This window comes from Leptospiraceae bacterium (assembly GCA_015075105.1).
Classification (GTDB): Bacteria; Spirochaetota; Leptospiria; order Leptospirales; family Leptospiraceae; genus JABWCC01.
Map to the genome: position 1 here is coordinate 1,247,341 of JABTUZ010000002.1, position 21,117 is coordinate 1,268,457.

Genomic DNA, 21,117 nt, shown 5'->3' on the forward strand with positions numbered 1-21,117 from the left:
TTTTTAAAACAAGAATTTTGATTTTGTTAAAGGATTTTCAAATATGACAAACGGCAAACCAACACCAATTAAAAAAGCACAGATTTTATCAGAGCTTTCAACTGAATTAGATATTTCAAAAAAGGATGCGGGTGCATTTCTTGATGCTCTTGTGAATCTTGCTTATAAAGAAACAAAAAAGAATGGTGCTTTTATAGTCCCCGGACTTGGTAAATTAGTTCTTAGAAAAACGAAAAAAAGAAAAGGACGAAATCCTGCGACTGGTGCAGAGATAGAAATCCCTGCAAAAACTGTAGTTCGATTTTCTTTATTCAAAGCGTGTAAAGAAGCAATCGTTCCATCTAAAAAATAATTTTTTAATGTCAAGCTATGCCTATCATCCACTTGAAGATTCTTTCTTCGGGAAACTGATAGGTGAAGTTTTGCATTCTAATGGAATTTCCAGAGAGGAGATTCTAAATTCTATACATTCCAACCTTGAGTTTCCAGAAAAAAAGTTTTCTTTTACAGGAACTCCCAAAGCAGATAAACAAATTCAAATGAGTATCCTTCCAGTGAAAATTAGAAAGTGGATCTCTGAAAAAAAATACAAAGAGATTCAAGATGAATTTCGAGGACTTGCCTTCGGAAAAAATCAAGAGAAACCAAAGATAGATTTGGCTTTGGAAATTTTGGAGTGGATTGTTTCGGGCTTTGAAGAAGATGAGCTTGTCTTAGAGTTAATAAAAATTCTAACAGGTCATAAAATTCCAGTAGAATTAAATTTAGTTGAAAGTTTAAAATCAGAATATGAAACTGCAATTCAGGGATAAAGATGAGCTCCGATAAAGAAAAAATTCAAATTTTAAATACAATGACTCGGATCATTGATGAAAAAGCAGCCAAGTACAAAAGCGAACGAAAAGGGATGAACCCATCAAGGGTAAATTCAGAAAAAAAACTCATTCTGGATTCTATTGACGACGCTGTAAAACTTGCAAAAACGATCCAACCAATTCCACAGGATTTGATTGCTGACCTAGAAAAACTGAGTAAACAATTCTTTAATATGATTTAATGAACTTTTATAAATTACTCGGCTGGAGTTAGAGTTTCGTATTTGTCGTTGAACCTGTAACCCACTCCCCAGATAGTTTCTATCCATTCCGGTTGCTCTGCGTTCTTTTCTAATTTAGAACGAATTCTTTTGATATGGCTATCAATCATTCTTGCAAACCCATCCCATTCAGTTCCCCAGAGAGCCTCTAAGATTTTTTCTCTGGTGAATACCTTCCCTGGGGCTGATGCGAGAAGTTGTAGAATCTCAAATTCTTTTCTGGAAATATTAATAATCTTGGAGCCAATGGTCACTCTTCTGCGAACGGGGTCAATTTTTAAGGCTCCTCGAATAATCTCTCCCTCAGAATCATTTCTAATCTGATTCTTATTGTCCCATCTTCTGAAAAATACATCAATCCTTGCTTTTAGTTCCCTTAGTGAAAATGGTTTAGTGATATAGTCGTCTGCCCCCAGCTCTAACCCCATGATCTTATCAATCTCATCATTTCTTGCGGATAGAATAAAAATTGGAGTGATTTCATCGTTTTTGCGGATAGTTCTACAAATTTCGATACCGTCTATATCGGGCAAAGATAGATCCAATAAAAGCATATCCGGGCGATTCTCTTTAAATAGAGTGAGTCCTTCTTCGCCAGTTGGACTTACTGTGGTGACATAATGAGCAGAATTCAGAGTTTTTCTAATTAGATTTCCTATATCAGGATCATCTTCTATGACTAATATATTTTTCATTTATATTGGAAATTTAACTATTTGCATAATTCTGTCAAGAATATTTCAGTTTTAAATTATCATTGACACAATTTAGTCGTTCGTTGTAATTTTTTATAAAGGTTTAAGAAATTGCAAAAACCAAAAAGCTGGGCTGTACTTACGGTTGCAGGAAATTTTCGTCCTGATGAATTTAGCCGTGATTTGGGGATTTCTCCTGATTTTTTTGAAGAAACTAACTCTAAGTCTGGAACTACCGGGTTTTGGCAGATCCATTCTAAATTAAGTGCTGACCATGCTTTAGAAGAGCATCTTTGGGAAATTTTAAAAAGACTTGCACCTGTAAGACTTATCTTTAAAAAAATGATTATTGGAATAGAATGTACAATTTATGCAAGTGTAGAATTTTCGGATGAAAGCACCCGGGGGATTGATTTCAGTCCAAGGATTCTTTCCATATTGGGAAATTTAGGGATTCGATTTGAGTTAAATCCTTGGTTGAATAAAAGCAATCAAGGTCAAGCCGGGCTAATGGGCACTAACTGATCTAAGTTGAACCTATTTAAGTATCTTTGAAAACTATTTGTGATTTCATAAATGAAAAATTTTCTTTTTTTTTCTTTTAATCCTTTTGCAAAATTTAAAATTTCATTGATAAGGGTATGGTCGAAATATGCAACTTTAATCGTATTTAGTTTTATATTTTCATTCGATCCAAAAAAAACTAAATTGAATACACTTTTGATTTCTTGTAAAATATCTTCATTAGCTTCTTCAAATAGACAAATTATTTCTATAAACCCACGTTTTTTTTCTATTTTAAAATATTTTAGATCCTTAGCCATAATTCGATGAATCTACTTCCTTTTGAAATTTTACAAATCCGATCTCAATTTTTATATTCTATCAGAACATTTTTTCATGAAAATCATTTTTTTGAAATAGACACACCTACATTAAAAAAAACGCCGGGAATGGAGCCTTATTTAGATCCATTTTTAGTTTCTTCTCCTCATTCCAAAAATGAAGGTTATTTAATTACCTCTCCTGAGTATTCTTTAAAACAGGTTCTTTCAAAAGGATTGGAAAGAATTTACGAAATCGCTCATGTATATCGCTCCGGGGAAAAAGGTGTTTTACATACAAAAGAGTTTTTAATGTTAGAGTTTTATATATCTAATACTGATGAAAAAGGATTAATCCAATTTTGTATTCAGTTACTCGAACACTTAAATAATCATTTTAAAAATATTGGTTTTTCAACTTCTGATTGTCTTGTCATCTCTATGGAAGAATTATTTTTTCAAAAAACGGGTAGGGGGTTTTCAAGAGAAGATTTGGTATTTACAATAAAAAAAAATAGATTATTGGATGATTTTTCTATTCAAACATATTCTTACGATGATTTATTTTTTTTAACCTTTTTAAATTGTGTGGAAAATCGTCTTGGTGAGAATCCAACTTTTGTGTATGACTACCCTCAAGAGCTTGCCTCTCTTGCAAAAGTAGAAAACGGTAGAGCAAAGCGATTTGAAATCTATTGGAAGAAAATCGAAATTGCAAATGGATTTTATGAGTTATCCGATCCATATTTACAGAGAAAAAGATTTGAAGAAGAAAAAGCCTTACGAAAAAAATTAGGGAAAGAAGTTTTTGATATTGATGAAGATTTGATTCAGGCACTTATAGCCGGAATAGGAAACTCTTCAGGTATATCTTTTGGATTGGATAGACTTTTTATGATTTTCCTAAACCATAAAGATTTGCGCTTTGTTAGCCCTTATTACCAATCTCCACCACCTGAATCACCTCCATCGAAAGAGCCTGAATCTCCCGATGAGTAATCACTTCCGTCATCGGACTCTGACCACGAATCGGAAGAAAGGTCATTGTTGCCGTAATAGGAGGAATTGTCTGAGTATCTGTCGTTTCCATACAAGTTGTCTCTGCCTGTCAATTTATCGTAGATCCAGTTCCCTGCAATCGCTCCAAATATTCCGCCAAGGATTCCTCCCATGATTCCTCTTCCTCCTGCAAACATACCATTTTGCTCTCCTTGACTTTGAGGGCGGTTACGACTTGTGAAATTTTTAATAAGTCGGATTATTATAAATGCTATTAATACAAAAAAAAGAATTGTGAGAATTCCAGAAAATTTACTACCAGAGTTATTTTTCATTGAATTGTAAGTTTCCCCTCGAACAGGGCGTGTATCTTTTGTGAGAGGAGCACTTCCCGATAAAACTTGCGAATAGTAGTCAATCGCTGAATTTAAACCGGAGTCAAATTTCCCGGCTTTAAATTCACTCGCTAATTTTTCTTTCAGAGTACCGGACTCAAAACTACCAAAAATTTCTCTTGTTTTACTTCCAACTTTGATTTCAATTTTTTTTTCTTTCTTTGCAATTAGAATGTAAACACCGTTAACTTTTTTCTCTCTTGCTCTTTGTAAAGCAAACTCAGAAGGATGAAAATTTTTTATTTCAGGGAAAGTTTCTATTACTAAATTTTTCCCGAACTTGGATTGGATTTCAGAAATTTTCTGATTCGCAGAACTCACTGCTTCGTTATGAAACATCCCGGCGGTATCTGAAACTTCTCCAAACACGGATTGGGTATATAAAAAAAATATTAAAAAAATTGTAAAAATTTTATTCATTTTTTCTCCTACTGCTTTTTATAAAAAGTCATGCGAATAGATTTGCAATTATAATTTACTTTTCTTTGATTAGACGGAGTAAAATATATATTGATTCATCTACCATACAAAAAAGACTAGAAAATAGAATTATGAAAACCGTAAAAAAGAAACCACCTTTGAAAAAAAAATCTATTACAAGCACAACTTCTAAAACTAAGGGAACGACACTCCACTCTGAGCCTATCCGAAATTTAAAGATCGGAAAATGCAGCGTAACTATTCTTGGCACCGCACATGTAAGCAAAAAAAGTATAGAAGCTGTAGAAGAAATCGTAAAAAAAGAAAAACCTGATACAATCTGTGTCGAGCTTTGTGATTCAAGACTTACATCTGTCAGAGACCCGGAGCACTGGAAGAAACTTGATATATTCAAAGTGTTCAAACAAAGAAAAATGTATTTACTTTTATCGACTTTGATACTTTCCTCATTTCAAAAAAAAATCGGAAAAGGAGAGGTCAAGCCCGGCGACGAGATGCGTAAAGCAATCCAAGAAGCAGATAGAACGAAAGCAAAACTTATTACTGTGGATAGGGAAGTGCAGACTACTTTAAAAAGAGCGTGGGGGAATGTTGGATTTTTTTCCAAGATGTATTTGCTTAGTGCTCTTATTACTTCTCTCCTTGTAAAGGAAGATGTTACAGAAGAAAAAATTGAAGAGATGAAATCAGACGATGCTTTAAAAGACCTTTTTTCGCAATTACCCAAACGTTATGAACATATTAAGAATGTAATCATTGATGAAAGAGATGAATACCTTGCAGAAAAAATCCGTAACGCTGCTTCTAATTCAAAAAAACTTTTGGCAGTCGTCGGAGCAGGCCACTTAGAAGGGATTTTAACGCACATCCATGAACCAAAAGATATTTCTCATTTAGACATTATCCCGGTGAAAACTATCTTGCAGAGAATTTCTGGTTTTGTATTGCCCCTCTTAATACTTGGTTTGTTGTCTTATACTTTTTATTCAGGTGGAAAAGAAAAGGCAATGGAATTTGCAATCAATTGGGTTGTAGTCAAGGGAAGTCTTGCCGCACTCGGTGCACTCATTGCACTTGCCCATCCGGTTTCTATTCTACTTGCATTTGTAGTTGCTCCGCTTGGAAATTTTAATCCAATTTTAAAACCTGGTTGGGTGGCTGCACTTTCCGAATCGTATTTTAGGAAGCCTATTGTTGAAGATTTTGAAAATATTGCAACAGACTCCGAAAACTTTACAGGCTACTGGAAAAATAGAGTGATTAGAATATTTTTGGTTTTTATGCTTCCACAACTTGGGAGCAGTATCGGAACATTTATCGTAACCTACAAAGGATTCACCGGATTATTCTGATTTGAATTGGTTGTAGAATTTATTTACCTTCTCTACATAGTTCTTTGTTTCTTTGTAGGGAGGAATACTTCCAAACTTTTGAACTCTTCCAGGCCCGGCGTTATACGCTGCAAGTGCGAGATTTTTATTTCCAAAAATATTCAACATATCTTTTAAATATTCAGTCCCGCCTGAAATATTTTCTTCAGGGTCAAGTGGGTTGTTGACACCGAGCATCTCCGCAGTTTTTGGCATTAGCTGCATGAGACCAAGTGCACCTTTTTTGGATTCTGCTTTCGGATTAAAATTTGATTCGGCTTTGATTACAGCTTTGACTAAATTCGGATCTAAATTTTTTTCTTTTGAATTTTCCTCTATAATAGATAATAAGTCTTTGTTTTTTGAAGAAGGACTTTTTTCTTCTGTGATTACTTTTTTTAGTTCTTTTTCAAATCCTGAAATTTCTTGTTTTTTAAAAAATTGTTTGGAATAGTTGTCTTCTAATTTTTCGGGAAGAGTTTCAATTTCTTTGATTCTCACAAGAATACTTGTTACTTGAGGTAAATTTTCGATTCTCATATTATGTCTCATCGGTAAATTTTCAGAAAAGTTGAGATTTTTTTTAGATTCTTTTCATAAAGAGTAGGGCGTTTTTTCTCTAGCCTCCCGGTTTTGGTCTTCTATATCGTTTTAGTCTGTCGTAACGAGTCGTTTTTCTCTTGGAAAGGTAAGCTCCCCCCGCAATCGTGGTTACCGGGGTGGGAACTCCATTCTCGAAGAATCTGCTGGGGAGAATTATGTCCCATTCGGCAAGGTCAAGCACTAACAAAAGAGTAAAAAGAGCTGTCTTTGTGGTGCCAAGCCAGTCTGCAAGAATGCCCAAGCTCAATCCAGTCTTCGTTATTCGGGGTAAAATTCTTTTTCTGCAAATTTTGCCCGACTTCTTGATACGCTTTCTTTACTCTATCCATTTTCTCAAAAGTCCCCCAAAGAATCACATTTCTGTATCTGTTCAACAATACGTTTAGGTATTTCCTCCTTGATAAACCTGTCGTTCTTCTATTGAACTCGTCCATATATTTTGCTGGAACAAGCAAGCTCGATTGGGTTTCTGTAAATTTTTGTGGGTTCATAAATTTCTCCTTAAAGTAAAATTTTCTGCTCTTCTTTATAAGGTAAAAAAATATCACGATAGAAATAAAATTTTTGCAATTTTAGAAAATTTTTTTTAGTTTTTACAGAAAAAGTCTCAAATCTGCACTAAATGTGTAATCTTTTTTTAATCCCCCAAAAAAGTGGAGTTCCCACATTTTCGCACGAAAAGTGTAAGATCTGCACTAAACGCGAAATTTCAAAAACTCTACTAAAGCTCAAAACCTCATCCTAAAAGATAAACGTATTTGCAAAGATTCTACCTCCACTATTTCCGACCTCAGACTTTCGTTATCAGTCCTCTGAATTGGAGTTTCCACATTTTTGCATAAAAGGTTCACAATTGGTATAAAACATGCACTTTACAGAAAAGAGTGGAGATCCCACATTTTTACATAAAATCTCCACTATTAGTATCAAACACTAAAATTCTTCGAAAAACATGAAGTTTCTGGCATATAAGGCAAAAGCTACCGAATCAAATCTTAACGTGTAATTCTCTAAACTAAAAAAACTTATCCTAAAAGCGAATCAAATTGAAAAAGATTTCAGTCTTCAAACCTCAGAATAGTTCCCACATATTATAGGAATTCAACTTATGTCTCTATAGAAAGCAAAAACAGTTTAAATGAGTAAAGAGAAAGATCGAGAACGCACTCGCAAAAAGTAACCATACTGTAATAATTCAGGTTAGATTTATTCTTGAATAAAAAAAAGCAAATGGAAATTTTTATTCAGAGTGGACGGAGTAGTCGTTTATTCGGAAATTGGAGAAAATATTTGACAAAGAAAATATTTCAAAATGGTAAAAAGATACTGGTGGTGGATGATGAGGAAGACATTGCCGATCTTATTCAATTTCATTTAGAAGAGGAAGGCTACGAGGTATCTGTTTGTCATAATGGTCTTGAAGCTCTTCCTCGAATCGAGAAGCATTCTCCTGACTTAGTGATTTTAGATTTAATGTTACCCGGTATAGGCGGAATAGACCTTTGTAAGAAAATCAAAGAGAAATATTCTATGCCTGTGATAATGGTTACTGCAAAAAATACAGAAACTGAAGCGGTGATCGGCTTAGAAATCGGAGCAGATGACTACGTCAGGAAACCTTTTTCTATTAAGGAATTAATGGCAAGAGTGAGGACTGTTTTAAGAAGGACTTTAGTCGAAAAAAATGATGAAAAGAGTTTAGGAAATATATCTATCGGAAAGATTTTTGTAAATCAGAAAGCCCATAAAGTTTATATTGATAACGAAGAAATTGAATTGACCCTCATCGAATACAAAATTTTAAATTTATTTATGACAAATCCCGGTATTGCTTTTACAAGAGACAGGTTACTCGATAGTATTTGGGGGAAGGATATTTTTGTCACAGATAGAGCAATTGATGTAAATATCAAAAGGCTTAGAGATAAACTTCTTTCTGAAAAAGAAAGACTTGAAACTATTCGGGGGGTTGGATACAGATTCAAACATGCGTAGTTTTTTTTCCCGACTTCTACTTAGCAATTGGCTTTTCTTATTAATTCTGCTATCTTCTGCAATTTGTGTGTGGTACATAGAGAAAATTATTCCTTCAGATTATAAGATTCTACTATTTGGAATGTATTTTATTTTAGCTTTGTTTGGTTCATTTTACATTTCTTATTCCATTGCGATGAGTATCACTGAGCCATTAAAGCTCATTGAAAAAAAGACAAATGAAATCAATGCGGGTGATTTTGGTACTGCTTTGATCACTTCAGAAATTGATGAGCTTGCCCATTTGAGTGAGACAATCAATTCCATGTCGCAAAGATTAAAAATTCAGTTTACAGACCTATCTATTGAAAAAGAAAAATTCAATTCTCTCTTACAGAATTTGAAAGAGGGCGTTTTTGCTATCAGTCCAGAAATGGAAATTCTATACCAAAATAAAAGTATCCCTTCGAGTTTAATACCTCCAAATTCTAATTCAAGGCAAATTTTTCAAGTTGTGAAAAACCAAGAATTTCTCAATTTTTTGAAAAAAAATATTTCTAATGAAACGGATGAAAAAATTGAGTTAGAGGTTGGAGAAAAATTTTACAATATTCGCTTTTATCATTTGAAGTCAGATAGTAAAAGAATTATTTCTATAGGTATTATCAGGGACAAAACTGAAGAAAGACAAACACAGATTATTCGAGAGCAATTTGTTCAAAACGCATCCCACGAGCTTAAATCTCCAATTACATCTATTAAAGGATTTGCAGAAACCCTTAGTCAAAAATTGCCTACTTCCCCGGACAATCCTGAAAGAAAATTCTTGGATGCGATTCTTCGTAACACAGATAGAATGGTAAGAATTGTGGACGACATGCTTCTTATTTCAAGAATTGAAAATTATGAAACTGCATTTCAGCCGGAAAAATTTTTCTTAAACGACTTGGTTGGTGACATTCAATTGACAATTGAAGGGTTAATTAAACCTAAAAATCAAACTTTTACAATCAATATCCCTGAGAAAATGGAAATTTTTGCAGATAGAGTTCTTCTTGAACACTTGCTGTTAAATCTATTACAGAATGCTTCTGCTTATTCTCCTGAAAATAAAAAGATCGAGTTAAAAGCTATTTACGAAAAAAATAATGTTTTGATTCAGGTGATTGACGAAGGAATTGGAGTAGATACTGAATTTAAACAGAGAATTTTTGAAAGATTTTTCAGAGTAGATACAAATAGATCAAGAAAAGAAGGCGGGACGGGTCTTGGTCTTTCTATTGTAAAACATGTCGCAAAAATTCATAAAGGTTGGGTCGATGTTTCTTCTCGTGAAGAAGGGGGATCTATTTTTACTGTTTCAATTCCAATTTGAAGCAGGATGGATATTAACTCTTGACAATAGCACCAAGCATTGGACTTAAAAGAATAGTCCAAACATTTCGATTTTGGAGATTTGCATGAAGTGTCCCAAAGGATTTTTTTCGTTTGGAAGAAATATTGGAATTAAAGATAAGACAAAAGATTTTGCAGTTATATATTCAGACGTTAGTTGCGATGCGTCTGCTGTTTTTACGAAAAATAATTTTCCCGGTGCTCCTATTATTGTAGGGCGAGAGCATATCAAAAACTCAAAACTTCGTGCAATTGTAATCAACTCAAAAAATTCAAATGTCGCTACAGGTGAAAGAGGGATTATGGATTCAAAAAAAATTTGTGAATCCATAGCTGGATCACTTGGTGTTCGTTCTGAAGAAGTCTTACCTTCTTCAACGGGTGTAATCGGCGTTCCTCTCCCTATGGATAAAATTTTGCCGGCTTGTCAGGAAGCAAAAAATTTTCTTAAAATCGGGAATCTTGAAGAAGTAGCCGAAGCAATTATGACTACCGATACCCAAAAAAAAATATCATGGAGAGAAATACAAACGAGCACACACACAGGAGTGATGTACGGGATCGCAAAGGGAGCCGGAATGATCGAGCCGAACATGGCAACAATGCTTTCTTATATTCTAACTGATGTTAAACCAAAAAGTGAAAATTTTTATGACATATTAAAGAAGTCTGTCGATAAAAGTTTTAATTGTATAAGCATTGATTCAGATACTTCTACGAGCGATACAGTCGTACTTATGTCATCAGGGTTAGCAGGTGAAGTAGAAGTAGATATTTTTCAAGATACGTTAGACGATATATGTATTGATCTCGCTAAAAAAATTGCTTCTGATGGAGAAGGCGCTACTAAACTTATCGAACTAAGAATTTTCGAGTCTAGAGATGAAGACCAATTAAGAAAAATAGGTAAGTCAATCATCAACTCTCCACTAATTAAAACTGCAATTTATGGGGGAGACCCAAATTGGGGGAGGTTTATCATGGCAATAGGAAAGGTTTTTGATGAGCCGATTTCTTATGACTCTCTTCAATTACATATAGGCGGCATTAACGTAAAAGATGCAGACAAGGCGGTAAAAGAAAAATTATCCGAGTATTTAAAAAAGAATACAGAAATTATAATCGAAGTGAAACTTGGATGCGGAAATCATTCGGGGAAATTCTGGGGTTGTGATTTGACCGAAGGGTATGTAAAAGAAAATGCGTTCTATACTACTTGAACCGATTTTCAAGTCAATTTATCAGTATTTGTCTCTATTTGATTATAGAATCAAGTCTTCACTGATTTCTTTTTCCTTAAAATTAACTTCTGGTTTTATCAGTATAATTATTTATTTAATGATCAAGAAAAAAATTCCTTCGGACATAACGTATCCAGATGAAATTAGTTTATTGGTGACTATTGTAATTTCTATTATTGGGATTTTTCCTGTTCAAGAATATTTATATTCATATTTTAGAAATTTATTTCTATCAGAATATCTTACCGATGACAGTCTAAGTGCAAAAATAGCATATAGAAGATTTGATGCAGACTCTCTTATTAAAAACGTATTTCCTGTGATGGTAAAAATGTCCAGCAGTCCTTCCGGGGTACTTGCAGTTTTAAATAAATCAGAAACACAATACGATATCTATTCCTATTCCAGTGGTCGTCAGAGAAAAGTAAAGATACGTGGAGAAAATTTTAATACAAGACTTACAAATCTACTCAGATCAAAAAAGCAAAGCATTTCTGTTGCAGATGTGATGAAGTTTCCTGAATTGAATGAAGATTTTACGACATTAAAATCCAGTTTTATCATCCCTTTTATTTTTCGTGAAAAACTTTTTGGATTTCTTGCTACCACAAATATACCTTCCGAAGAAGTAAAGGCTGACCTTTCTTTTCTTTCTAGTAAAGCTGCATTAGCCGTGCACAACCACATCCTTTCATTCAAAGTCGCAGAAAATAAAAAATATAAGCGAGAGTTTGAGACTGCGGAAAGGATACAGTTTTCTATTCAATCGACTAAGGTTCCTGTAATTCCTGATTTAGAAATTCAATTATTAGAAAAAGACCAGCGACTATTGTCTGAATTCTATACTATTAAAGAGAACGGAATAGTATTTGTGATTTTTGCTTTACCGAGTAATAGAAAAGGAGAAGGTTTGGTTCTTGCGTATATTGCAGGCGCTTTGTATATTCAACTAAGACAATTTAATAATAATTTGAACGAGATAAAAAAGGCTATAGAGAACACCTTAGCAGAGATTTATTATACAGACCATTATGAGTTTCTTATTGGGTATATCGAAAACGATAAAAATATATTACAAGTCTTAGCAAGTGGACACAGCCTTACTGCAACAAAATCCGACATGCCGGAAAAAAATATTATTTCTTTAGGATGGAAAAATCTTATTGATTTGGACTCTAATTCAATTTTATTCAAACTGCAAGATAAAAATATTCTATTAGTGAGAAAAAAATGAGAACCTATTCGAGTATAATTCTCACCTTATTTATACTTTCTATTTTTTCATTTGTAATAATTTTAAAGTTAGATTCTAAGAAATCTTCAACTCCTTTTTATTATTTTCCAAACGGGTTTATTGCTAATACAAGTGCAGAGTATTCCAATCTATTGGGGAAAAGAATTTATATTTCTCAAGTTTCTTTTTCCGAAAAACAATTCAAGTCAACAGGAGAAAGTATATACGATATTTATATAATAGATAAAAATCATGATTTTCAAATACTATCTGTAAATTTCACAGATAAAACAAAATGGAAAATTTTGTACGATTTTCTACCATTTATACTTTTATCATGCATTAGTATGTTTGTTTCAATTTGGTTTTTCTTACAAGACAGAGACATCCACATTTTTTTTCTATTTTCTTCTATAGCGTCTGCCATATTTAGTTCGTTTATAGTACTAGCTTATAACGATTTATATACTCCATTTTACTTTACACTATTTCTGATTCCCTGTTTCATTTTAAATATTTCTTTTCGATTAAATGGACAAGAAATTTCTGCAAAATGGATTGTAGTCGAAATTATATTTGCCTTTATCTTGTCTTTTATCGGATATTCGGAAAAAGAAGATCCTTTAATTTTTGAAAATTTAACCAACTTTGCTATTTATTTAATTTTAATTTTTTCTTTTGTATTTATCATTATTGTTCTCTACGATTTGTTAAAATATGGAAGTGGATTTTCGATCTTATTAAAGAAATTATCTTTGGTGTTTTCAATAATTTTAATTTCATTTCTGCCGTTCTGGATTTTTAATTACGATATAGGTATTTTTCAAAATTATTCACAAAATATTTTATTCGTTTCATTTCTTTTATTTCCTGTACTTTTTATTTATGGAACATACAGATATACATTTATCCCTGTCCAGCTTTTCTTTAGTAACTCGCTTACAACTGCATATCTCATCAGTTTTTTCCTTCTTATGTACCTTACATTTTATTTTTTACTTACTACTTTTAAGCCTCTCTTTTTTCATCATATCCGATCTGCTTTCAATATTTGCTATATATTTTTATCTATGTTATTACTTCCTTTGGCAAAAGAAAAACTGTCAGATTGGATTGATTACTGGACTTTTAAAAGAAATCAGAAGCTAAACCATTCGTTAAAAGAATTGGCAGATCTTATTTCTAATCCGATTTCTTTAAAGGGAACAATTTCTTCTCTTATTTCTAAAATTATGAAAACATTAGAGGTAGGAAAAATCATTGTTTTGATTCCGGGAGAGAGATTTCCAAAAATGGAATTGGGGAAAATTTCACTTATGAGAATTCCTTTTGATTCAGAAATATGGAAATACTTTTCGAGTGAGTTTCAAATAACTGTTACCTCGTACCTAACGTATGGAGTTGGAATCAGAGAGTCAGTTTATGAATTTTTAAGAGATTTAGAAATCCAACTTGCCTACCCGATGATTTCATCGAATGGTAAAAAAGTTGAATCTGTGTTTTTAGTAGGTGAAAAACTCAATAGAAAAAATTTTAGTCTGGGAGAGTTGCGTTATATTAAAGAGTGCACGAGGTTTGCAAATTTACTTTTAGAAAATTATACTTTGCTCAATGAAGAAGTAGAGAAGAAAAAACTTGTTCGAGAGTTAAATTTTGCAAGTATCGTTGATAATATTATTCACCCTTTGAATGATACAAATATATCGGGTATAGGTCTTAGCTATTTAGCCATTCCTGCAGTCGGTATATCCGGTGATTATTTGGAAATTGTAAAGCTTAGCGAAACAAAAATGCTGATACTTCTTGGTGATGTTGCAGGGCATGGACTTGGAAGCGGGTATATCGTAAGTGCAATCAAAGCAATTACTCGACAAAATCTTAAGGCAGACTTAAACATTGAAAAACTTTTTTCACAGATAAGCGATTTCTTAATCGAGAGGTATTCAGGAAATGAATTTCTTACTCTGATTGGTGGAATAATGGACATTGAGACAGGTATATTTTCTTATGCCAATGCAGGACATCTGCCTCTAATCATTCTTCGGAAATCTAAAGAGGTAGAGGTAGTTTCTGAAAGTCAAAGAGTGCTTGGAATACGTCATACCCAGTACGACTTGCGTGAGATTAAAATATTCCCCAGCGAAAAACTTATTCTTTTTTCAGATGGTGTGACTGAAACATTTAATAAAGAAGAAGAAACCTATGGTGAAGAGAAGTTCATCACATTTCTAAAAGAAAATTCTGAAAAAAGTCCTAAGCAGATTGTTACACTGTTAACCCACGAGTTAAAAAATTTTCGTAATGGAGTGGATATCAGTGACGATATTTCTGTGATATGTATTTCTATTGAAAATTTAGCACGTCCTTTAAAATAGAAATGAAGTAAACATTTCTAATTGAATAATTTGAAATGCAAGAATACCAATTCCTCCTCCGATAATCCATCCACCTGCAACATCACTCACATAATGATGAAGAGAGAGAAGCCTTCCAATTCCGGCAAAAAGTGGAAACAAGAAGAAATATCCCGGCAAGTGAAAACCCAAAACTAATATGACTACAACTACCATAGAATTGGCAGCGTGTGCAGACGGGAAGGAGTGCTTCATGTCGGGATTTTTGTCTTCTTTTCCACTAACGCTTAGAAGTGGTCTTTTTCTTGAAATAATTTTTTTTATTAACAGTACCAATCTATCGGTAATAAAAGCAAATACGCCTGTAAACAGCATACACAAAATAATTTTTGAAATCTGAAAAGAAAAAAAATAAGACAATAAAACAACTAACACCAGCAAGAAAACTTCTCCTCTGTTGATTCTGGATAGCCACCAACTTAGTTTTTCATTGTTGATATAACTCTGGATATATACAGAGACACGATGATCAAAATTCTCGATTAGATTTTGCTTTTTCAAAAAATATCCTTAGGCTTTCGGTGAACTAAATTAGCTTTTCCTTTAAATAACTGACTAACTTTTCGTTTTCGATGAAACTTTCTTCACCTGTGAACAAATTTTTAAGATTTACTTTCCCGGATTGGATTTCATTTTCACCAAGAATCAAAATAAATTTATGTCCTTTCTTTTCAGCGTTGGAGATTTGCTTTCCAATTTTTGCTTTCCCGTCTAAAGTCATTTCACAGTTGATTTTATTTTTTCGGAGTAAGACTGCTAATTTATATACTTCTTCATACAAGTTGTCATCCAGTAATAAAAGCATCACTTGGCACTCTGATTTTAAATCGGGTATTAAATTATGAACTTTTAAAAAATTTTCTAAGGTAACATCACCAAGTCCAAAACCAATTCCTGAAAGCTCTTCATTGGAAAAAAGTCCGATTAAGTTGTCGTATCTTCCTCCACCATAAAGCGATCTTTTATTGCTTGGGTTTGTATCAAAAATTTCAAAAATAAATCCGGTATAATAGTCAAACCCGCGTACAATGGAAGGATCAAATTCTATTTGATTCGAAAGACCAGAGTTTGATAAATGTAGAAATAAATCACCAATGTCCTGCAAAATAGATTTCCCAAGCCCTTCTATACTTGAAATTTCATCAATATCTGAAGTCAGAAATTTATTAACTAATTGAATTTGGGTATCAGGCTTGTGAAGAATTTCTTTCAATAGACTTTCAAATTCTTCGGCAGAAATTTTATTTTTCTTGTCCAATACTTTAGATAACGCTATCCTATTTGATTCATTTAAGCCGAGAGAATTTTTTAAGAAATCATCTAAAAGTTTTCTATGAGAAATTTTTACTTTAAAACTAGAGGGAGGAGCTTTAAAAGCATAAAGAATTTCGCATGCAAGTTGAATAATTTCTACTTCTGCTTTTAAAGAGTTCACACCAAAAATATCTACATTCAATTGCCAATGCTCTCTGAGTCTTCCATGTCCCGGTGCTTCGTATCTCCAAAGATTTGGAATGGAGAACCAACGAATCGGCTTTGGTAGGTTTCTGTTTTGTGCGGCTACCATCCTTGCAAGAGTGGGAGTCATCTCTGGACGGATTGCGACTCTTCTCTCTCCCTTATCTATAAAATCATAAAGCTGTCTTTGTACGATTTCTTCACCTGTTTTTGCAGCGTAGAGGTCAAAAGATTCTAAAATAGGGCCATCGTATTCTTGATAGCCAAAAGATTTTACTGTCTCTCGCATAACAGAAAACATCCAGTTGCGGAGTCGCATATCATCCGGATAAAAATCTCTTGTGCCTTTATAGCCTGTTGTAGGTAGTTTTGACTTTTTTTCGGTCACTGAGTATTTTTCTTATTTATGAAGTGTAGAAAACTTCTGTAATTTTCCATAGCTTTTTCTGTATCGTTGGAGCCGGCTATTGCTACTCCGACAAATAATGACGTACCGAACTTATGAACATGCTTTACTTCTACCGCAAATCGAAGGGGAGGCTGTAATTTAAAAGTAATATCCATCGTAAAACTTGGCTTAATCAATATTGATTTTTGCAGATTAGGATCAGTAATATCTAAAAGCATTCCGCCTTCACAAATATTTATAATGTTCTGCTTAACCGATAAAACCGTTATATTAAAATCCATAATTTTTTTATTTAGGTTTTCTTCAATATCTTTATATGTAGAGAGAATTTCTATCGGTAAACTTTGTGATGAATAAGTATAGCCGTAACCGATTAAAAGTTTCTTTTGGTCAATCTGAAAAGAAATCGGGTAGTAAACAAAAGACTTGATTTTCTCTTTTCTGAACTGTGTAATTTTTTCATCCAAAGAGCCTTCTTCTAAGTAGTGTGTTATTAAATCAAAACAATTCAGATTTTTAGGAGAAGTCATTGTGTCAATATCGGTTACAAAAACTATTTGATTTTTTCTTCTAACAATTTCTACTTCTTCGTTTAAAGGTGTTTGTTTTGTAAGAGGAACTAATTTAGAATTTGGATAACTTAACTTCAGCTCTTTTTCAATATCACTAAAAATCAACTGGCCTGAAAAGCCAAGAATTTTTGAAATATCTACATTTTCTTTTGCAACCATAAAATTGCTCGAAATGATCATATTTTCTCTATCCAATATTCTGGATTGTTTTCGGTTCTCTTTTGCAATTCTTGCAATTACCGGTTTACATCGCAATACACCATTTGAAATTATTGAAGTAACTTCCATATCAATTTCAATGTGTTTGTTTAGAGTTTTGTAGATAGTGAAATGCTTTTCAGAAAATGAAATAGTAGGCTCTGTTTTAAAAATATATGTACCGTCAGATTTTCTTTCAGAGTAATAAATCTCCGGTTTTTGTTCAAAACCTTTTAAAGTCAAATCTTTCAACATGAGATATTCTTTTAGTATGTACTCAACTTTAGCAGGTACAGTAACTGTTTCCCAGGATCTTTTGTCCTGTTTTATAATCTCTAAAGGAGAAATCTTTTCTACTTTTTCCATTTTATTCCAGTTTGCGAAAATTTACTCTTCTGTTTTTTCTTCTGCCTTCTTCTGTTTGGTTATCAGATTCCGGTTGAGAATACCAATACGCTTGTTTACGCATCCTATTCTCGTGTATGCCTTTTTTACGAAAATATGCAAATACTTCTTCAGACCTTTTTTGACTTAATGCAACATTAAACTCTTTACTCGCTATATTGTCTGTATGCCCACCAATTTCTATTTTGTCCTTGGGATTTTTTAACAGAAACTCTGCTATTTTATCTAATGCAATTTTTTGATTATTTGTCAATTTGTATTCATTAAATTTAAAATATATTCTTTCATTATAAATGGAATGCAATTGGTTTAGACTTTTCAAATACACCACTATGGTGCTCTTAGTTTTAAACTCATTGCTATTCTTGGAAATAATCACAGTGCTATCTTTATAGCCTTTTTTTTGCGCAAGAATTTCAAATTCCTCTTCTGGGTACTTAGAAAGCCCGTATATTTCTTTTTTATCTTCATGAATTTTTAACTGAACTCCGTTTTTATTTTTTTCGGTAAATAAAGTTACGGTAGCATTGACAATATCTTGCTTCGTGTCTTGGTCTTTTACCAAAACATTGAGTTTATCTTCTGCAATTTTGTCATTTTCGTGTTTTTTCTTTGTCGGGTCATCCGACTTGTCAATTTTTTTCTTATTTTTGATTGGTTGCAAGATAATTCTAAGATAGTGCTTTTTACCTTGCCCTATATTTCCTCTCAGGTCAAGGGTCAACTCAGTCGGATGAAAACCCGGAGCAGAAACTTCTATCCTGTAAAATTTTCCTGTTGAGAGATTTGTTTCAAAATTTTTATTATCCGATTTAGTTAGGTCTCCACCAATTCTCTTAGAAGTAACAATTTTCACCGGTCTTGACTCGTCGTAAATTTTTAGTGTAGATTCAATTCCAATCATAATCGGCTCTGATCCGTCTAAAACAAGACCGGATAATTCAAACGGATACGATCTTCGCATATCTTCCGGGACTTGGGTTCTATAAATATCAAATTGTCCTTCACCGGATAGTCGATTGGACGAAAAGTAAGCCCAGTTTCCATCATGAGTTAAAGAGATTCCTTCATCGTCGTCTTTGCTGTTGAAAGGTTTTCCGAGACTATAGATTTCTTCAAAATGATTTTTTACAAGATCCGATCCATACAAATTGAATTTGTTATTTTCATCTCGAACGTTAGAGCTGAAATATAGAGTGTTGCCATCGTAATGATAGGAAGGCATAATTTCATCAGAAGGGGAATTGATTGGGCTACCTAAATTTTTAGGTTTAGACCACACCCCGGTTTCTTTGTCTCGTACACTTTTCCATAAATCGAAACCACCAAACCCACCGGGTCTGTTAGATACAAAGATCAAGCTATTTCCATCGGGAGAAATAGTCGGCATTTTATCTTCAAAATTAGAATTTATTTCATTTAGGTGGATTGGGCTGTACCATTTTTCATTTCTTGGATTTTTTTTTGTATAATATATATTTAACCCTGGGTAGCCTTCTCTTTTTCCTGCAATGTATTCCGAAGTAAAGAATATCTCATCCGGTTTGCCATCTGTTCCAAAATGAATCGAAAACATTCCTTCAAAATGATCAGTGTTCAGTTCAGTAAAATTTCTAGGCAAGGTCCATTCTGCATCTCCTGTTCTGTCTCTGAAGTTTTTATTTTCTGAAATCCAAATATCCATCCCTCCTTGTCCGCCAGGACGATTGGATTGAAATACGATATACCTTCCGTTTGGGCTAATCACTGGATTGTATTCTACGTTCCCGGTATTTAGAGGAGGACCAAAAATTCCATCTGACAAAGAGGGCATAGGTTGAGCGTTAAAAATAGAAATTTTTGCCACTAAAAAGAAAATGAGTAAGCTTAAAAATTTTAAAAACATATTTCTGAAAAGAGTATATTTCACTAATTCAATTATCGACAGAAAAGCCCTCTTTCAGATACAGTAAAATTTCAATGATACAACATATTTATTTGATTCGACACGGAGAAACTGACTATAACAGAGAAGGTAGGATACAGGGAGGGGGAATCAATTCTGAATTGTCGGACAAGGGGCGAATTCAAGCAGAAATGCTAAGAAAAAGATTGGAACGAGAAAGCCTTCAATTTGATTATATTTTTTCCAGCCCTCTTAACAGAGCTTATGAAACTGCAAAAATTGCCGCATCCGACATAAAACAAGATATTTTAACAGATGATTTGCTAAAAGAAATAGATTGTGGAGAGTATGAGGGACTGCTTACAAAAGAAATTGATCCGAGTATTCTGCAAAAATTGCGAGAAGACCCATACTACAAATATCCAGGTGGAGAAAATTGCGAAGATGTTCAAAAAAGAGCCAAACAATTTTTAAACAAGTTAAACAACTTAGAGAAAAAATCTGCACTAATTTTTTCACACGGAAATTTTAACCGTGCCTTTATGAGCGCTATATTGGATTTGTCGATTGAAATTGCAGTGAAAACGATCCAGCACAACACAGGGCTGAACTATTTTCAAAAGATTCAGTCCTCGTTTAAATTGATTACTTGGAACGATATTTCTCATATTGACGATCTGGCTACATGGCGATGACTCAAATTGTAGGAATTTTGAATATCACTTCTGATTCTTTTTCTGACGGGGGAAGATATTTCGATACAGATTCTGCAATTTCTTGGGTAGATTTTCTTTCACAAAATGGTGCAGATATTATAGAGCTTAGTTCTCAATCTTCGAATATTCACTCCTTGCAAATTCCAGACAAATTGGAGTGGGAAAGAATTTATCCTATTTTGCAGTACTGTCAAACGAATAAGTTAAAAATTTCAGTAGATACTTACAAGCCTTATGTAATCCAAAAATGCATAGAAAGCCAAGTAGATTATATAAACAGTATAAATTCTTTTAGAGATGAATTGTCTCAAAATATATTAAAAGAATTATCAAGTTCACTTCCTGAATTGATATTGATGTATTCTCAAAACAAAGGAGATACGGCGATTAGTGAATCGAAACTAACAAGAGAAAATGTATTGAATGAAATAGTAGTATTTTTTGAAAAAAAACTTAAAGACTTAGAAAAAATAAATATCTCAAAAGATAAAATAATAGTCGATCCTGGAATGGGGTTATTTTTGAGTCCTGACCCTGATATCAGTATTCACGTTTTAAAAAATATTAATACTTTTAAAGAGAAGTTTCAAAGAGTAATGGTGTCTGTATCCAGAAAATCTTTTATAGGTGCGTTATGCGATAGCGCAAAACCTATAGAAAGAAGTGGAGGCACTCTTGCTTGTGAGAATTATCTAATCGAAAAAGGTGTCGATTTTATACGGACTCACGATCCAAGACAGATAAGACAATTTATTCATTTGAATTCTATTTTGAGAAATTGAAAGAATGAGAG

At 33.2% G+C, this 21,117-nt stretch carries 23 protein-coding genes; 13 read left to right on the plus strand and 10 right to left on the minus strand.

Features of this window, described 5'->3' with window-relative positions; all coding sequences use genetic code 11:
* Positions 1-43 precede the first annotated feature (43 nt).
* The 3 genes from HS129_15810 to HS129_15820 are packed head-to-tail and all read left to right on the plus strand — an operon-like array spanning position 44 to position 1,057.
* Entirely contained in the window at positions 44-352 is a 309-nt protein-coding gene (locus tag HS129_15810; GenBank protein ID MBE7413500.1) for an HU family DNA-binding protein, read from the plus strand.
* Between the two features lie 7 nt (positions 353-359).
* Positions 360-812 (plus strand): hypothetical protein, encoded by a 453-nt coding sequence (locus HS129_15815; GenBank protein MBE7413501.1) that lies wholly within the window; start codon positions 360-362, stop codon positions 810-812.
* 2 nt (positions 813-814) lie between these two features.
* Positions 815-1,057: a hypothetical protein gene (locus HS129_15820; protein MBE7413502.1), complete on the plus strand. Its 243-nt coding sequence runs from the start codon at positions 815-817 to the stop codon at positions 1,055-1,057.
* Positions 1,058-1,071: 14 nt separating this feature from the next.
* On the opposite strand, the gene HS129_15825 is transcribed toward HS129_15820, so the two are convergent.
* Entirely contained in the window at positions 1,072-1,791 is a 720-nt protein-coding gene (locus tag HS129_15825; protein ID MBE7413503.1) for a response regulator transcription factor, read from the minus strand.
* Between the two features lie 111 nt (positions 1,792-1,902).
* Between HS129_15825 and HS129_15830 the strand changes: the two genes are divergently transcribed.
* The gene (locus tag HS129_15830) at positions 1,903-2,316 is read left to right on the plus strand and encodes a DUF4279 domain-containing protein (protein MBE7413504.1); all 414 of its coding nucleotides are present in this window, start codon (positions 1,903-1,905) and stop codon (positions 2,314-2,316) included.
* On the opposite strand, the gene HS129_15835 is transcribed toward HS129_15830, so the two are convergent.
* A complete protein-coding gene (locus HS129_15835) occupies positions 2,289-2,615 on the minus strand; it encodes a hypothetical protein (GenBank protein ID MBE7413505.1) in 327 nt (108 codons plus the stop codon). The genes HS129_15830 and HS129_15835 overlap by 28 nt on opposite strands.
* Positions 2,616-2,621: 6 nt before the next feature.
* Here HS129_15835 and HS129_15840 point away from each other — a divergent pair, with 6 nt between their 5' ends.
* The gene (locus HS129_15840) at positions 2,622-3,614 is read left to right on the plus strand and encodes an elongation factor P--(R)-beta-lysine ligase (protein ID MBE7413506.1); all 993 of its coding nucleotides are present in this window, start codon (positions 2,622-2,624) and stop codon (positions 3,612-3,614) included.
* On the opposite strand, the gene HS129_15845 is transcribed toward HS129_15840, so the two are convergent.
* The gene (locus HS129_15845; protein MBE7413507.1) at positions 3,554-4,429 is read right to left on the minus strand and encodes a TPM domain-containing protein; all 876 of its coding nucleotides are present in this window, start codon (positions 4,427-4,429) and stop codon (positions 3,554-3,556) included. The genes HS129_15840 and HS129_15845 overlap by 61 nt on opposite strands.
* Before the next feature lie 131 nt (positions 4,430-4,560).
* Between HS129_15845 and HS129_15850 the strand changes: the two genes are divergently transcribed.
* Positions 4,561-5,802, plus strand: a complete 1,242-nt coding sequence (locus HS129_15850) for a TraB/GumN family protein (protein MBE7413508.1) — start codon at positions 4,561-4,563, stop codon at positions 5,800-5,802.
* On the opposite strand, the gene HS129_15855 is transcribed toward HS129_15850, so the two are convergent.
* From HS129_15855 to HS129_15865, 3 genes are all read right to left on the minus strand, one after another.
* Positions 5,794-6,360, minus strand: a complete 567-nt coding sequence (locus HS129_15855; GenBank protein MBE7413509.1) for a lytic transglycosylase domain-containing protein — start codon at positions 6,358-6,360, stop codon at positions 5,794-5,796. The two genes, HS129_15850 and HS129_15855, sit on opposite strands and share 9 nt — an antisense overlap.
* A 79-nt stretch (positions 6,361-6,439) precedes the next feature.
* Positions 6,440-6,610 (minus strand): hypothetical protein, encoded by a 171-nt coding sequence (locus tag HS129_15860; GenBank protein ID MBE7413510.1) that lies wholly within the window; start codon positions 6,608-6,610, stop codon positions 6,440-6,442.
* The gene (locus tag HS129_15865; protein ID MBE7413511.1) at positions 6,597-6,914 is read right to left on the minus strand and encodes a DUF1564 family protein; all 318 of its coding nucleotides are present in this window, start codon (positions 6,912-6,914) and stop codon (positions 6,597-6,599) included. The genes HS129_15860 and HS129_15865 overlap by 14 nt, the downstream gene beginning before the upstream one ends.
* Before the next feature lie 739 nt (positions 6,915-7,653).
* Between HS129_15865 and HS129_15870 the strand changes: the two genes are divergently transcribed.
* From HS129_15870 to HS129_15890, 5 genes are all read left to right on the plus strand, one after another.
* The gene (locus HS129_15870) at positions 7,654-8,418 is read left to right on the plus strand and encodes a response regulator transcription factor (GenBank protein ID MBE7413512.1); all 765 of its coding nucleotides are present in this window, start codon (positions 7,654-7,656) and stop codon (positions 8,416-8,418) included.
* Positions 8,411-9,772 carry a HAMP domain-containing protein gene (locus tag HS129_15875; protein MBE7413513.1) on the plus strand — a complete coding sequence of 454 codons (1,362 nt, stop codon included), beginning with the start codon at positions 8,411-8,413 and terminating at the stop codon, positions 9,770-9,772. The genes HS129_15870 and HS129_15875 overlap by 8 nt, the downstream gene beginning before the upstream one ends.
* A gap of 85 nt (positions 9,773-9,857) precedes the next feature.
* Entirely contained in the window at positions 9,858-11,012 is a 1,155-nt protein-coding gene (gene argJ / locus HS129_15880; protein ID MBE7413514.1) for a bifunctional glutamate N-acetyltransferase/amino-acid acetyltransferase ArgJ, read from the plus strand.
* Positions 10,993-12,267 (plus strand): hypothetical protein, encoded by a 1,275-nt coding sequence (locus HS129_15885; protein ID MBE7413515.1) that lies wholly within the window; start codon positions 10,993-10,995, stop codon positions 12,265-12,267. The genes argJ and HS129_15885 overlap by 20 nt, the downstream gene beginning before the upstream one ends.
* Positions 12,264-14,642: a SpoIIE family protein phosphatase gene (locus HS129_15890; protein ID MBE7413516.1), complete on the plus strand. Its 2,379-nt coding sequence runs from the start codon at positions 12,264-12,266 to the stop codon at positions 14,640-14,642. Before HS129_15885 ends, HS129_15890 begins: the two co-directional genes overlap by 4 nt.
* Here the strand turns inward: HS129_15890 and HS129_15895 are convergent.
* The 4 genes from HS129_15895 to HS129_15910 are packed head-to-tail and all read right to left on the minus strand — an operon-like array spanning position 14,634 to position 19,536.
* Positions 14,634-15,182, minus strand: coding sequence for a phosphatase PAP2 family protein (locus tag HS129_15895; GenBank protein MBE7413517.1), 549 nt, complete (start codon positions 15,180-15,182; stop codon positions 14,634-14,636). The two genes, HS129_15890 and HS129_15895, sit on opposite strands and share 9 nt — an antisense overlap.
* A gap of 25 nt (positions 15,183-15,207) precedes the next feature.
* Positions 15,208-16,527 (minus strand): histidine--tRNA ligase, encoded by a 1,320-nt coding sequence (locus tag HS129_15900; protein ID MBE7413518.1) that lies wholly within the window; start codon positions 16,525-16,527, stop codon positions 15,208-15,210.
* Positions 16,524-17,684 (minus strand): DUF1577 domain-containing protein, encoded by a 1,161-nt coding sequence (locus HS129_15905; GenBank protein ID MBE7413519.1) that lies wholly within the window; start codon positions 17,682-17,684, stop codon positions 16,524-16,526. Before HS129_15905 ends, HS129_15900 begins: the two co-directional genes overlap by 4 nt.
* A gap of 1 nt (position 17,685) precedes the next feature.
* The gene (locus HS129_15910; protein ID MBE7413520.1) at positions 17,686-19,536 is read right to left on the minus strand and encodes a PD40 domain-containing protein; all 1,851 of its coding nucleotides are present in this window, start codon (positions 19,534-19,536) and stop codon (positions 17,686-17,688) included.
* Between the two features lie 146 nt (positions 19,537-19,682).
* Between HS129_15910 and HS129_15915 the strand changes: the two genes are divergently transcribed.
* Both HS129_15915 and folP read left to right on the plus strand, forming a co-directional pair.
* Entirely contained in the window at positions 19,683-20,303 is a 621-nt protein-coding gene (locus HS129_15915) for a histidine phosphatase family protein (GenBank protein MBE7413521.1), read from the plus strand.
* Entirely contained in the window at positions 20,294-21,106 is an 813-nt protein-coding gene (folP, locus tag HS129_15920) for a dihydropteroate synthase (GenBank protein ID MBE7413522.1), read from the plus strand. The genes HS129_15915 and folP overlap by 10 nt, the downstream gene beginning before the upstream one ends.
* Positions 21,107-21,117: the final 11 nt, after the last annotated feature.

Excerpts from the sequence above, each read along its gene's own strand:
- HS129_15855 (MBE7413509.1), bottom strand. The coding sequence starts at position 6,360 with ATGAGAATCGAAAATTTACCTCAAGTAACAAGTATTCTTGTGAGAATC.
- argJ (MBE7413514.1), top strand. The coding sequence starts at position 9,858 with ATGAAGTGTCCCAAAGGATTTTTTTCGTTTGGAAGAAATATTGGAATT.
- HS129_15850 (MBE7413508.1), top strand. The coding sequence starts at position 4,561 with ATGAAAACCGTAAAAAAGAAACCACCTTTGAAAAAAAAATCTATTACA.
- HS129_15840 (MBE7413506.1), top strand. The coding sequence starts at position 2,622 with ATGAATCTACTTCCTTTTGAAATTTTACAAATCCGATCTCAATTTTTA.
- HS129_15870 (MBE7413512.1), top strand. The coding sequence starts at position 7,654 with ATGGAAATTTTTATTCAGAGTGGACGGAGTAGTCGTTTATTCGGAAAT.
- HS129_15885 (MBE7413515.1), top strand. The coding sequence starts at position 10,993 with ATGCGTTCTATACTACTTGAACCGATTTTCAAGTCAATTTATCAGTAT.
- HS129_15810 (MBE7413500.1), top strand. The coding sequence starts at position 44 with ATGACAAACGGCAAACCAACACCAATTAAAAAAGCACAGATTTTATCA.
- HS129_15875 (MBE7413513.1), top strand. The coding sequence starts at position 8,411 with ATGCGTAGTTTTTTTTCCCGACTTCTACTTAGCAATTGGCTTTTCTTA.
- HS129_15915 (MBE7413521.1), top strand. The coding sequence starts at position 19,683 with ATGATACAACATATTTATTTGATTCGACACGGAGAAACTGACTATAAC.
- HS129_15820 (MBE7413502.1), top strand. The coding sequence starts at position 815 with ATGAGCTCCGATAAAGAAAAAATTCAAATTTTAAATACAATGACTCGG.
- HS129_15845 (MBE7413507.1), bottom strand. The coding sequence starts at position 4,429 with ATGAATAAAATTTTTACAATTTTTTTAATATTTTTTTTATATACCCAA.
- HS129_15890 (MBE7413516.1), top strand. The coding sequence starts at position 12,264 with ATGAGAACCTATTCGAGTATAATTCTCACCTTATTTATACTTTCTATT.
- folP (MBE7413522.1), top strand. The coding sequence starts at position 20,294 with ATGGCGATGACTCAAATTGTAGGAATTTTGAATATCACTTCTGATTCT.
- HS129_15835 (MBE7413505.1), bottom strand. The coding sequence starts at position 2,615 with ATGGCTAAGGATCTAAAATATTTTAAAATAGAAAAAAAACGTGGGTTT.
- HS129_15815 (MBE7413501.1), top strand. The coding sequence starts at position 360 with ATGTCAAGCTATGCCTATCATCCACTTGAAGATTCTTTCTTCGGGAAA.
- HS129_15825 (MBE7413503.1), bottom strand. The coding sequence starts at position 1,791 with ATGAAAAATATATTAGTCATAGAAGATGATCCTGATATAGGAAATCTA.
- HS129_15905 (MBE7413519.1), bottom strand. The coding sequence starts at position 17,684 with ATGGAAAAAGTAGAAAAGATTTCTCCTTTAGAGATTATAAAACAGGAC.
- HS129_15910 (MBE7413520.1), bottom strand. The coding sequence starts at position 19,536 with ATGCCCTCTTTGTCAGATGGAATTTTTGGTCCTCCTCTAAATACCGGG.
- HS129_15865 (MBE7413511.1), bottom strand. The coding sequence starts at position 6,914 with ATGAACCCACAAAAATTTACAGAAACCCAATCGAGCTTGCTTGTTCCA.